General features: G+C 44.8%; 11 protein-coding genes. 2 read left to right on the plus strand and 9 right to left on the minus strand.

All coding sequences use genetic code 11. From position 1 onward, the window contains the following. Positions 1-155: 155 nt before the first annotated feature. Complete coding sequence (locus tag IM496_RS01195; protein ID WP_194013548.1) at positions 156-1,532, minus strand: cobyrinic acid a,c-diamide synthase CobB; 1,377 nt, start codon at positions 1,530-1,532, stop codon at positions 156-158. 629 nt (positions 1,533-2,161) lie between these two features. Here IM496_RS01195 and pckA point away from each other — a divergent pair. Continuing rightward, positions 2,162-3,841, plus strand: coding sequence for a phosphoenolpyruvate carboxykinase (ATP) (gene pckA / locus IM496_RS01200; RefSeq protein WP_194013551.1), 1,680 nt, complete (start codon positions 2,162-2,164; stop codon positions 3,839-3,841). Between the two features lie 279 nt (positions 3,842-4,120). Here the strand turns inward: pckA and IM496_RS01205 are convergent, their stop codons facing one another. The 8 genes from IM496_RS01205 to IM496_RS01240 all read right to left on the minus strand — a co-directional run bounded on the left by IM496_RS01205 (position 4,121) and on the right by IM496_RS01240 (position 12,165). Further along, positions 4,121-5,344, minus strand: coding sequence for a BaiN/RdsA family NAD(P)/FAD-dependent oxidoreductase (locus IM496_RS01205; RefSeq protein ID WP_287660997.1), 1,224 nt, complete (start codon positions 5,342-5,344; stop codon positions 4,121-4,123). 274 nt (positions 5,345-5,618) lie between these two features. Further along, positions 5,619-6,317, minus strand: coding sequence for an urea ABC transporter ATP-binding subunit UrtE (gene urtE, locus IM496_RS01210; RefSeq protein ID WP_194013554.1), 699 nt, complete (start codon positions 6,315-6,317; stop codon positions 5,619-5,621). Between the two features lie 38 nt (positions 6,318-6,355). Then, entirely contained in the window at positions 6,356-7,102 is a 747-nt protein-coding gene (urtD, locus tag IM496_RS01215; protein WP_002777291.1) for an urea ABC transporter ATP-binding protein UrtD, read from the minus strand. A gap of 113 nt (positions 7,103-7,215) precedes the next feature. Continuing rightward, a complete protein-coding gene (gene urtC / locus IM496_RS01220) occupies positions 7,216-8,370 on the minus strand; it encodes an urea ABC transporter permease subunit UrtC (RefSeq protein WP_287660998.1) in 1,155 nt (384 codons plus the stop codon). 3 nt (positions 8,371-8,373) lie between these two features. Beyond that, positions 8,374-9,570, minus strand: a complete 1,197-nt coding sequence (locus IM496_RS01225; protein ID WP_287660999.1) for an ABC transporter permease subunit — start codon at positions 9,568-9,570, stop codon at positions 8,374-8,376. Between the two features lie 94 nt (positions 9,571-9,664). Further along, entirely contained in the window at positions 9,665-10,978 is a 1,314-nt protein-coding gene (gene urtA / locus IM496_RS01230) for an urea ABC transporter substrate-binding protein (RefSeq protein WP_194013558.1), read from the minus strand. 444 nt (positions 10,979-11,422) lie between these two features. Next, entirely contained in the window at positions 11,423-11,698 is a 276-nt protein-coding gene (locus IM496_RS01235; RefSeq protein ID WP_002732425.1) for a TMEM165/GDT1 family protein, read from the minus strand. A gap of 134 nt (positions 11,699-11,832) precedes the next feature. Next, positions 11,833-12,165: a TMEM165/GDT1 family protein gene (locus IM496_RS01240; protein ID WP_287661000.1), complete on the minus strand. Its 333-nt coding sequence runs from the start codon at positions 12,163-12,165 to the stop codon at positions 11,833-11,835. Between the two features lie 195 nt (positions 12,166-12,360). Here IM496_RS01240 and IM496_RS01245 point away from each other — a divergent pair, with 195 nt between their 5' ends. Continuing rightward, positions 12,361-12,966 carry a vWA domain-containing protein gene (locus IM496_RS01245; protein WP_002733700.1) on the plus strand — a complete coding sequence of 202 codons (606 nt, stop codon included), beginning with the start codon at positions 12,361-12,363 and terminating at the stop codon, positions 12,964-12,966. Positions 12,967-12,983 lie beyond the last annotated feature (17 nt).

Here is a 12,983-nt window from a genome sequence, read left to right on the forward strand (position 1 = left end):
GCTAGTCTAAATCTTGTTTAGACGTGGGGGTCTAGAGAACAGCCCCGGCGCACAGCCGGCTATTGTCGATTAGGAGACCCATGCTTTTACTACTTTCTACCATCGACATCACCTCCTGTATCCCTTAACGGATTGATTATCAAATTTGTCTGCAACTAGCTTAACGCAGCTGTTCGGAAAAAATCAAGGCCGGCAGCTAAGAATTTTTTCGGCAGGCTGAGGTTAGCCCCAAAATGTAGGTGGAGATAGGAAGCGTGCAGATTCTTACCTTGCCACCCTTCGGCATTGATAGCACCCCTGGGGAATGGTTGCAGTTGATAAATCGGTGCGTCGCTCACCCCGCTTAATTGGGAGCGATGGAATTCATGGCCGCGCACTGGTTGACCCGGTTTGAGCAGGATCGTCTCCTGTTGGGTGATGGCTTGCCGATAACCTAGGGTTAACTTCGGGGACATTATAGCAGATTGGGGGATTATTTGCAACATAGAATGGTTTTTTTGCTCAAAATCAATTATTTTGTCACATAAATACATTAATCCGCCACATTCGGCGTAGGTGGGCATTCCATCGGCGATCGCTTTTCTCACCTGGGTTAAGATAGGGGTGTTAGCCGCTAATTCTGGGGCAAAAATTTCGGGAAAACCGCCACCAAAGTACAACCCTTGCAGGTTTTCGGGCAAATTTGCCCCTTGCAAGGGACTCCAAAAGATTAATTCCGCGCCTAAATTGGCTAAAATATCGAGATTATCGGGATAATAAAAGTTAAAAGCCTTATCTCTGGCAATACCGATACGGATAGGGGGAAAAAGCTTATTTGCTCCTGGGGAATTTTTCGGGGTCTCTTGGGGAGAAATAGTGAGTAAAGGCAAGAGAATGTCCCAATTAAAGCAGTTTTGGGCAATAGAAGCCAGTTGATCTTGCAGTTCCCTGATTTCTCCTAGTTCATCCCTGGGAACTAATCCTAGATGGCGATCGGGAATTGTCAGGGAATCTTGACGACGCAGAACCCCGACAATCGGCATATTGATGGATTCTAGGGCGGTTTGCAGTAATTGCAGGTGGCGATCGCTACCAACCCGATTGAGGATAACTCCAGCTAGATGGAGATTTTTGTCTAAAGATTGATAACCGCGGACAATAGCGGCGACAGAGGTAGATAAACGACTGCAATCGATAACTAACAGCAGAGGAAGCCCTAAAATACGGGCAATATGGGCGGTACTGGCATAATCGGGAAATTGAGTATCGCTTAATTGAATACCATCAAATAGCCCCATTACCCCTTCAATCAGAGCATAATCGACATTTTGACAATGTTGGGCAAAACAGGTTTTTACATAGTCTTCGGAAGTTAAAACCGGATCTAGATTGCGACAGGGGCGACCGGTAAAATGAGTATGGAACATGGGATCGATATAATCGGGCCCGACTTTAAAAGATTGCACTCGATCACCACGACTGATTAAATAGGCCAAGATTGCCAGAGTAATCGTAGTTTTACCGACTCCGCTTCTTTCTCCTGCGATGATCATTATTAGTTGTTTTTTTTCGAGATCGAGCTAGACTTAATTAACCTGTTACACAATCAATTCTAGAGCTTGCCAACGGCTAATAGAGTCAATTTTGGCCGCTAACTGGTCCCTGTGTCAATCGACTTTTTTGATTAGCGGCGAAATCGATTTGACCACGTTTAGGATCATTGTCATCATCTCTAGACAACCAGCTATTGTTCTGACGTTCCCCAAAACCAGAGACTTCCTACCTGACAATTAAGATAACTTCTAGATTAGCGGACCAATTTTGTGTAGCTGTTAACTTTTGTAAAAAAAACATCGTCTGCATCCTATTGTACAGATAGACTAAAAATATCTAGAAAAAGCAGTTAGATCGGCAAGAGGGAAAAGGTAAAAACCCTGACTGGGAGATGAGGGGTAAATACGCAAATAATCCTGAATTACCGCTCTAGGATTGGCTTTACCGACAGCGAAAGACCAGATTAATCAGGCAAATATCGTCAAATAAACTAATCAATATAGCTTCTTAGGTGTCTGGGAGTGAAAAAAGACAGAGAACGGAGTTTTTCTAGTTTCTATAACTGCACTATCAGAGACCTAGAACTTAGCTCTAAACCGACAACTAAATTATCAGGAGAATTGGGGTTATGCCGACTCTACACACGCTGACCAATGATAGTATCTCTTGTCCCTTGTCCGATCGCATGGAGAATGTCAATTTCCACTACGAATTAGAAAATCAAATTCATCCCACCTACGGCCTCGAAAACCTAGGCATGAAAAATCTCGGTCGCGTTTATCGCAATCTTTCCGTACCGCAATTAGTCGAACAGGCGATCGAACATCATGAGGGCGTTTTAGCCGATAATGGGGCTTTAGTGGTGGAAACGGGTAAATATACCGGTCGTTCCCCCAAAGATAAATTCATTGTCAAAGAAGCCACTAGCGAAAAGGAAATCGACTGGAATCAGCATAACGCCCCGATTAGCGAGGAAAAATTCCAGCAGTTATACCGAAAAGTCCTCGCCTATGTGCAGGGAAAAGACCTATATATCTTCGATGGTTACGTCGGGTCCGATCCTAATTGTCGTTTTGGCGTGCGCGTCGTCACCGAAATCGCCTATCATAACCTCTTTGCCCATCAGTTATTCCTCCGGCCCAGTGCGGTCGAACTAGCTGCCCATGAAACTGATTTTACCGTGATTGCCCTGCCGGGGTTACAGGGAGATCCCGAGGATGACGACCTGAACAGCGAAGCCTTTATCGTCCTCAACCTGGCCAAAAAAATCGTTCTCATCGGTGGCACTCGCTACGCTGGCGAAATCAAAAAATCCGTCTTCTCGATGATGAACTACCTGATGACCAAACAAGGGGTTTTACCGATGCACGGTGCCGCTAACATGGATAAACACGGTCATACGGCCCTCTTTTTCGGTCTCTCCGGTACGGGTAAAACCACCCTTTCCGCCGATCCTAAACGCAGCCTCATCGGTGATGATGAACACGGTTGGTCAGAAGACGGCATTTTTAACTTTGAAGGCGGTTGTTATGCTAAAACCATCCGTTTAAGTGCCGAATACGAACCCCAAATCTGGGCAGCGATTCAATTTGGCACTATTCTCGAAAACGTGATCCTTTCCCCCGATAATCGCCTTCCCGACTACGATGATGGACGTTTGACCGAAAACACCCGCGCCGCCTATCCCCTGCGTTATATCCCTAATTGTGCCGTATCTGGCATGGGAACCCACCCAAAAACTATTATCTTCTTAACTGCCGATGCTTTTGGGGTACTGCCACCAATCGCCAAATTAACCACGAACCAGGCGATGTATCATTTCCTCTCCGGTTATACTAGCAAATTAGCGGGAACGGAACGGGGAATCACCGCCCCACAGGTGACTTTTTCCAGTTGTTTCGGTCAATGTTTCTTCCCTCTGTCACCCCTCGTCTATGCCCAAATGTTAGGGCAACGTTTAGAACAACACCCCGAAACCTCGGTTTATCTGATTAATACTGGTTGGTCCGGCGGTCCCTACGGAGTCGGCGATCGCATTTCGATCAAACACACCCGCGCTATGGTTTCCGCCGCTTTAAATGGCGATTTAGAGGAAGTAGTTTTCCATCCTCATCCCATCTTTCAAGTTCTCGTCCCCGAAATTGTCCCCGGAGTTCCCAAAAAAATCCTCGACCCGCGACAAGCATGGCAAGATGGCGAATCCTACGACCTACAGGCGCGAGAATTGGCCCATCGTTTCGTGGAAAATTTCCGTCAATTTACCACTGCCTCCCAAGAAATAATTGCAGCCGGTCCAATTTGGGAATAACAGCATCAAGGAATCGGTTTTAACGAAGGCAGTATTCAGTATTCAGGAGTCAGTTATCAGCTTCTGAAGGCAAGAGGCAACAGGCAAGAGGCAAAAGACAGAATCTGACAATTCTCCTACCTAAAAAGAAGGTTAGAAACTAAGCACATCAAAGCTTTTAGCTTAACCAATTAGGTCTTAGATTCGGCCCTTGTTGTCAGATGTGAGTTTTCAGTTCACTGTTTACTGTTTACTGAAAAAAGGTTCCCCACTTCCCCACTTCCCCCTCTCCAGCGCTCTCTACACCCTTCTATTGCCCATAGCTTGTCCGGCGAGATAACCAGTGGTCCAAGCGCTTTGAAAATTAAATCCCCCCGTAACTGCATCGATATCTAGTACCTCCCCGGCAAAATATAACCCCGGACAGATTTTACTTTCCATAGTTTTAAAATCCACTTCCTGAAGATTCACTCCCCCAGCGGTGACAAATTCCTCCTTAAACACCCCTTTTCCTTTGATTTGATATTCCCCTTGCTGTAATTCAATCATCAATCGATTGAGAGTATTTTTAGACAATTCGGCCCAGGGAGTTTCCGAGTTAACAGTCAAGTAACTTAATAAACTCTGCCAAAGACGCTTAGGTAACTGCTCAAAGGGACAATAATTAAAAAGTTTTCTTTTGGGATATTCACTTTTAGTTTGTAAGATAATTTCTCGCAATTTTTCAGGATGATAATCCCCCAACCAATTAATGATTAAAGGCATTCGGTAATGATGCTCGTGAAGTACCCGCGCTCCCCAAGCAGAGAGTTTTAGGATAGCAGGTCCACTGACTCCCCAATGGGTAATTAACAAAGGTCCGATTTGTTCTAATTTACTTCCCCCAAGACGAACTCGCACTTTATCCACAGTAACCCCTAACAAATCTTGCAGACGAGGATCGGCAATTTGAAAGGTAAATAAAGAAGGGACAGGAGAGACTAGAGAATGACCCAAATCTTGAGCGGTGCGATAACCAAAAGGACTACTTCCCGTAGCAATTAAAAGCTTATCTGCCCTAATTTGCTCATCTCTTTTTAATTCAATTAAAAAACTTTCCTCCTGTTTTTTTACCGATTTAACTGGTGAATTTAGCCTTAAATCAACCCCAGCAAAAGTCGCACTTTCCCGCAGACAATTAACAATAGTTTCAGAATTATCGGTGCTGGGAAACATTCGTCCATCCGCTTCTGTTTTGAGTTTTACCCCTCGCAATTCAAACCATTTAATAGTATCTTGGGGTTGAAACCGACTAAAAGCTCCCCGTAGTGCTTTGCCACCGTGAGGATAATAATTAACCAATTGGGAAACATCAAAACAATGATGGGTGACATTACAGCGTCCCCCTCCCGAAATCCGCACTTTCGCCAGAGGTTCTTTTGCCGCTTCTAGGATAGTAACGCCAGCTTTGGGGTTAGATTCTGCCGCTTTAATTGCGCCAAAAAATCCCGCTGCCCCGCCACCAATTACGACTATTTGAGTCATATAAGTAAGTGGTTATAATTAAATTGAAGATAGATTTTGTCTTTGATCCCCCCTTAATCCCCCCTTGATAAGGGGGGTGCCGATAGGCGGGGGGATATCCCTTGATAAGGGGGGTGCCGATCCCCCCTTAATCCCCCCTTGATAAGGGGGGTGCCGATAGGCGGGGGGATATCCCTTGATAAGGGGGGTGCCGATCCCCCCTTAATCCCCCCTTGATAAGGGGGGTGTCTGATAATTTTTAACGCCTACCTACTTATCAAGGAAAAAGTTAAGTTTAAACCGACAAAAATCGCTGAATGACTTCTTGACTTAATTCACTTGTGAAACCGGAAGCAACAATTCCCCCTTTCTGCATGGCGTAATATCGATCAGCTTGGCGGACAAAATGCAGGTGTTGTTCTACTAATAAAACGGCGATTCCTTTGCTGGCAACAATACGCCGCACTGCCGCTTCAATTTCGAGAATAATTGACGGTTGAATTCCCTCCGTGGGTTCATCTAAAATTAATAATTTTGGTTCCCCCACTAAGGCGCGAGCGATGGCTAATTGCTGTTGTTGTCCACCGCTTAAATCTCCTCCCATCCGCGATAACATGGTTTTTAAAACGGGAAATAAATCAAAGATTTCTTCGGGAATTGTGGCATTTTTTCTCCTTGTGGGTAAAGCTTCCAAACCGAGAATTAAATTCTCTTTTACCGTTAAACGGGGAATAATATCCCTACCCTGCGGCACATAACCCAGTCCTAATCTGGCTCTTTGATCTGAGGTTTTATTAATCAGGTTTTCTTGCTCATAATTAATTACTCCCGCTCGCGGTTTTAAGATACCCATCAAGGTTTTTAATAGGGTAGTTTTACCCACGCCATTACGTCCGATTAAACAGACCATTTCTCCCGCATTAATGTTAAGATCAACATCTCTTAAAATATGACTTTCTCCGTAGTAAACATTGAGATCAGATATGTGTAACATTGTCAACCCTTTTTAACTAATTTTAATCCTTTGACTTTTTATTCTTCCGAGGAACCTAGATAAACTTCAATAACTTTCGGATCATTTTGAATTTGCTCCATATTCCCCTCACATAGAACAGTTCCTTGGTGTAAAACCGTGACTTTGCGGGCAATTTGCCGGACAAATTCCATATCGTGTTCGATGACAATAATTGAATGACTTTCCGCTAGATTTAACAACAAATTACCCACGTTTTCCGTTTCCTCATCGGTTAATCCTGCTACGGGTTCATCTACTAGCAGTAAATCTGGTGACTGGGCCACTAATTGGCCAATTTCTAAGCGTTGTTTTTCGCCGTGGGAAAGTAAAGAAGCGGGTAAATCAGCTTTAGCAGTTAACCCGATAGTTTCCAATAAACCAATAACTTTTCTGCTATCTTCTAGCGGAGGACGACCGAAAAGAGTTGAGAAAACATTTTTATTGCGATTACTAACTAAATCGAGATTTTCTCGGACAGTTAGATTTAAATATACTCTGGGAGTTTGAAATTTGCGACCAATACCTAAACGAGCGATCGCAAATTCGGGAATTTTGCGGAGATCTCGACCTTTAAATAATACCCGTCCGATGGTGGGTTGCACTTTCCCCGTAATCACATCTAAAAAAGTGGTTTTTCCCGCACCATTGGGACCGATAATCACCCGCAATTCTCCCGTATCCATACTGAAATTAAGATTATTGAGAGCTTTAAAACCCCCAAAACTAACGGTAAGATTCTCGATTTCTAAGATTTTTCCAGTCATAATTTCTAAGAGGGAATTGGGAAGTATTTTCAGTGAACAGTCAGCAGTAATCAGTGAACTGAAAACTCACATCTGATAACTGATAACTGATAACTGATAACTGATAGCTAAGATCACTTATGCTCTAATTCTTCTCTTTCCAGTTGCACTTCTGGAGCTTCCTCAATACTAGGATAGGTAATTAAAGTTTTGCGGAAACCAAAATGAGTCAGCAAACGTTTAATTCCACCGAGAAGACCATCGGGAAGCACTGTCACCACAATTAGGAATAGGGCCCCTTGGAAAAATACCCAGACTTCCGGAAATTGTTCGCTTAAAAAAGTTTGGGCCATGCGTACTAATAAAGTACCGACAACTGCCCCCACGAGGGTAGCACGTCCCCCCACAGCCACCCAAATCACCATTTCAATGGAAAAAGCCACATCCATAGAGTTAGGGGTGATAATTCCCGTTTGCACGGTATAAAGAGCGCCGGCAACACCAGCAATCGCCCCAGAAATGGCAAAAACTAACACCTTAAACCAAGTAGGATCATAACCAGAAAAACGAACCCGCACCTCATCATCGCGAATGGCGACTAACAAGCGCCCAAATCTGCCTGTAGTTAACCAACGACAGAGGAGATAAATAGCAAGTAAACAGACAATTGTGAGTAAATAAAAGGCCACTTGAACGGCATCGGAACCCACCAGCAACCCGAAAATTGTTTGGGTATCGGTTTTTAAGCCATTAGTGCCGTTAATTAACTTTTGTTGACCGTTAAAAAAGTTAAAAAATACCAGTAAAGCCGCTTGGGTCAAAATCGAGAAATAAACCCCTTTAATGCGATTGCGGAAGATTAAATAACCCAATAATGCCGACACGATCGCTGGTACGATAATTAGGGCTAGAATTGTCAAAGGTAGGGAATAAAAAGGTTGCCAAATAAAAGGTAATTCTGTCACCCCGTAGAGAGTAAAAAATTCGGGCATTTGTCCGGGGGGTAACTGAAGATTTAGGTACATGGCCAAAGCGTAACCACCGAGGGCGAAAAAGATGCCATGACCGAGACTTAATAAACCCGTATAACCCCAGATTAAATCTATCCCCAAAGCGACAATAGCGAGGGAAAGAAATCGCCCCAATAAACGCAAGCGGAAAGCCGACAAAGCTAAGGGCAGCAACACCGCAAAGATGACCACTAAACCAACAATAACAGCGATTTCCGTGATTAACTTTTTCTTTTCCCGTTGTCGGGATTCGTTTCTAGTGATGGTTTCGGTAATCATAATCTATAACTCGGCAGTACGTCCTTTAGGAGGAAAAATTCCCGCAGGTTTGAATTGCAAGAAAGCAATAATTAAAGCAAAAATCATCACTTTTGCCATGCTAGTGGTGGAGAAAAAGGTGAAGAAATCTGTTAGGGGTTTTAGTGCTTCTACGGAACCAAAAATCAGGGCAAAAGTTCCCGAACCAATTAAATAATTAGCCACACCGATGGCCATGGCTGCGATAATAGTTCCCAGGAGATTACCCACTCCCCCCACCACCACCACCATGAAGGTATCAACAATATAATTTTGTCCCACATTTGGACCGACGGAACCCAAGAAACTAATCGCACAACCGGCAACTCCAGCTAATCCCGAACCGAGGGCAAAAGTCAAAGCATCCACTTGATTTGTCGGAATGCCTAAACAGGCACTCATCTGGCGATTTTGGGTGACGGCACGAATGCGTAAACCCCAAGAAGATTTATTTAAAAACCAATAGGTTCCTAACAAACAAAGGGCAGTTAAAATGATAATAAATAGACGGGTGTAGGGCATTTGAAACCCGGGTAAAGGTAAACCTCCCCGTAACCAAGCAGGAGCCGTGACATCGACGTTTCTGGCACTAAACCAGGGTCTAGCGAGAACCGGATTAAAAGATAAAAGATAGCCTAATAATCCAGCGATAGCTAGGGATAAAGGCAGGGTGACACCGATAGCTAAATTGCGAATTCTCTCCCAATCTAGGCGACGACTTAACAGCGTCATCGCCCCAAAAAATAACAGACAGAAAACTATTAAACTAATTACTAATAAGCCGTTGACACTTCTGACAAATTGCTGCAGAATTAAGCTGACTCCCCAAGTGGCCAGCAGCGTTTCTAGGGGTCTGCCGTAGAGGAACCTAATCACCCCCCTTTCTAATAATAATCCCGCCAATCCCGACACTAAAAAAGCGATCGGTAGGGCGAATAAAACATAAGTATCAAAGAGAGAAATACGGAAAGCTTGAAAGACATTTAAAATATAAATATCTTCAAAACCTTTAAAGATATTCTGCACCACAAAAGTAGTATAAGCCCCTAACATCATTAACTCACCGTGAGCGAGATTAATTACCCCCATCAGTCCAAAGACAATCGCTAGTCCTAAAGCGGCCAGCAATAGCACAGAACCGATGCTAATACCATTAAACAATCCTTCCAATAATGCTGACACTTTTCTTTATTCCTGTGCATTTTTAAGCTTTAAAAAGTGGGGTGAACAGTAATGCCCACCTCACTCTCGTTACTGTCCGGAAAAACTCCTAAAACTAGGATTTTTCCATTTTGAATTTACCGCCCTTGGCCGGATCCGTCCAGTCACAGGCAAAGCCCTTAGTTTCGGGGACAAATTGGTTCCAAGGTTGCGGATCCACCACTCCCGGAGTTGACCAAACGATGTCAAATAGACCATCATCTCTCACCTGACCAATGCGGACGGTTTTGGAGATATGATGATTGGGGAACATTTCCACCGGTCCTTCGGGAGCATCGAATTTTTGTCCTACGGCCGCGGCGCGAACTTTGTCGAGATCATCGGCGGTTGCCGCTTGTTCCACCGCTTGCTTCCAGAGATAGACCATGATGTAGGCCGCCTCCATCGGGTCGTTAGTGACGCGCTCCTGACCGAATTTAGCTCGAAAAGCCTCAACAAATTTTTTGTTAGCGGGGGTATCTACGGTTTGGAAATAGTTCCAACAAGCGTATTGGCCGAGGAGATATTCCTTACCAATTTGTTTAACTTCTTCCTCGGCAACACTCACCGACATGACCGGATATTTATCGGGAGTTAAACCGGCCGCTTGCAGTTGTTTAAAGAAAGCCACGTTACTGTCACCGTTGAGGGTGTTGAAAATAACGCCGCCATCGGGTAAAGCTTGCTTAATTTTGGTGATAATCGGGGTAACTTCCGTGTTACCTAGGGGTAGGTAGTCTTCGCCCACGGTTTCTCCGCCTTTCGCCTTTAACTGCTCTTTAATAATCGTGTTGGCAGTGCGGGGAAAAACGTAGTCGGAACCGACGAGGAAGAATTTTTTCCCTTTATTTTCCAGCAACCAAGTCACTGCCGGCTCGATCTGCTGGTTGGGGGCAGCACCAGTGTAGAAGATATTTCTAGAACACTCTTGACCCTCGTACTGGACGGGATACCAGAGCATATGGTTTTTGGCTTCAAACACGGGTAAAACTGCCTGACGACTGGCGGAAGTCCAACAACCGAAGACGGTCACAACTTTGTCCTGATCGATCAGTTTGGTGGCTTTTTCGGTAAAAGTTGGCCAATCGGAAGCGCCATCTTCCACCACTGCCTCGATCTGTTTACCAAGAACACCGCCGGCGGCATTGATTTCCTCGATCGCCAGTTTTTCCGCATCAACCACGCTGGTCTCACTGATGGCCATGGTGCCACTGAGGGAGTGCAGAATACCCACCTTAATCGTCTCTCCAGAAGCCGGGGCGGGACTAGCAGCTGGGCTAGGACTAGCCGTGGGGGTTTGGTTTTGGCCACCGCAAGCTTTTAACAGAATACTGGTTCCCAAAGTGGCAGAACCGTACAGGAGAAATTTACGTCGTCCTAAATTTGACATGATGATCTTGAACTAACCTCGCTGACAATATTAGCTACTTCACACGGATGTTTTTGCTGAGGAGATTTTCGGGAATCTTTCTACGAATATCTGTGTGATATTACGGCTAGGTTAGCAGATTTTTTGTAATTTTCGCTACTTTTTAGATATTTTTTGTAGTTTTCGCTACTTTTTTCCCAAAAATTAATTATTTTTCTGGAATTTACCTCAGTTTTTTAGCTATCAGGAGTCGGGAGACAGAAGACAGGAGTCGGGAGACAGGAGGCAGGAGACAGGAGATAGGGTGATAGGGTTTTGGGGTGATAGGGTGATGAGACAGCTTTCCCACTTCCCCACCTCCCCACCTCCCCACACCCCACACCCCACACCCCACACCCCACACCCCACACCCTACACCCCACACCCTGCCCCCACCGAAAAGCTTTTTGCCGCAAACCCTAATTATCAATCCGAATCTGGCCAAAGCAGCCGGACAGCAAGCAGCGCAAAACCAATGGCCGCTATCGCTTTTAATATCTTAGCGGGAAATAACTGCGCCATACTGCCGCCCGCAAGGACTCCTAAGAAACTGGTGCAGATTAAGGCGGTAATTGAGCCAAAAAAGACAGCTTTGGGTGATTTGGAACTGCCACCGAGAGCTATCGCTACTAATTGACTTTTATCGCCGATTTCTGCCAAAAAAACCGTGATAAATGTCAGTCCGAATAATTGCCAATTCATAAATTTTAGGGAGATGGGTGATGGGGAAGTGGGGAAGTGGGGTGTGGGGTGTGGGGTGTCGGAAGAATAAATAGAAATAATCTCCTGTCTCCTGTCTCCTATCTCCTGACTCCTGACTCTTGATCACTGATTGCTTAGAGAATATCGCCGATGAGTAAACCAGTGATCAAAAGGAGAAGGATAGCGACACCGATATCTAAGGTTTTCGGGGAAAGACGACGCGCAATCCAATAACCGATCAGGACACCGAGGAGACTGGTAGCGATTAAAGCGCTGGCTGCCCCGGCAAAAACCACCCAGGGGGATTGGGATTCGGCGCTGATGAGAAGGGTGGCTAATTGGGTTTTATCGCCGATTTCAGCAAAAAATATGGTTAGGAAGGTGGAACTAAACACCGTCCAAAAACTCCAAGAAGGTGGCTGATCTGGCTTTTTTTCGGTTGAGGCGATCGATTGGCTATCACTCATCGGCTAAGGAAATAATTTTCATACTTTTTTCATTTTAGCCCGACCGGTTTTCTGGCGATAGTTTCTGCTGTTGATTACGCTGTCTCCTTCCCCCAATAGTTAAAAAACCCTAGTCGATCGAGGTGGAGTTTCCATCCTAGAGTTTAATAATTATTAGACTAGGACGAGCGCAAATTGCTTGGAGGTATAGCCCCTATGGTAGAAAACAGAGATTATACTCTGATTATTGACAAAAGTGGCAGTATGTCCACTGCTGATAAACCCAGCGAGAAAACCCGTTGGCAAATTGCCCAAGAATCCACCCTCGCCTTGGCTAGAAAGTGCGAGGAATTCGATCCCGACGGCATCACTATCTATCTTTTTTCCGGACGTTTCCGACGCTATGATAATGTTACTTCCGATAAGGTGACACAAATTTATCAAGAAAATGAACCCATGGGGAGGACAGACCTGGCAGCTGTGCTTCAAGATGCCCTCAATAATTATTTTCAGCGCAAAACTGCTGGCAAAACTAAACCCAACGGAGAAACTATTCTGGTGATTACCGACGGAGAACCAGATGATCGCAAAGCGGTGATGCGTCAAATTATCGAAGCTTCTCGAAAACTCGATAGGGATGAAGAATTAGCCATTTCTCTGATTCAAGTAGGCCATGATCGACAAGCAACCGAATTTCTTAAAGCTTTAGACGATCAACTAGAATCGGCGGGGGCCAAATTCGATATCGTTGACACAATTACTATCGATGATATGGAAGATATGACCCTAGCGGAAGTTCTTCTCAATGCCGTTACCGATTAATTTCTAGCCAGTAGGGG

The sequence above is a fragment of the Microcystis sp. M049S2 genome (assembly GCF_020245625.1).
In the GTDB taxonomy this organism is placed as follows: Bacteria; Cyanobacteriota; Cyanobacteriia; order Cyanobacteriales; family Microcystaceae; genus Microcystis; species Microcystis ichthyoblabe_A.